Genomic DNA, 223 nt, shown 5'->3' with positions numbered 1-223 from the left:
CACATACGCCAAATGACGGGAGGTCAACCCAGGGACCTGCGGATTACTGTCTGCCTGATCAGGCAAAATATGAAGGTCCAGTACCGTCAGTCCGGCCAGCGCTTCCCTGCCCAGTACCGCACATCCGGCCTCATCCGCCAATATCACTGACGGTGCGGCATCATTCAGAATATGCACCAGACGTTCACACGGATAGACCGGGTCCAGCGGCACATAGGCACCA

At 57.4% G+C, this 223-nt stretch carries 1 protein-coding gene; it reads right to left on the bottom strand.

Going from position 1 to position 223, the window contains the following annotated elements:
- Positions 1-223, bottom strand: a 223-nt coding sequence (locus tag ABR397_RS25785; protein ID WP_350307970.1) for a hypothetical protein, incomplete at both ends; no start/stop codon positions are given.

Origin of the sequence: Photorhabdus viridis, from assembly GCF_040256935.1 — a bacterium.
In the GTDB taxonomy this organism is placed as follows: domain Bacteria; phylum Pseudomonadota; class Gammaproteobacteria; order Enterobacterales; family Enterobacteriaceae; genus Photorhabdus; species Photorhabdus viridis.
Note: the sequence above shows the minus strand (reverse complement) of the source record. Positions and strands in the feature narration are given on the sequence as shown.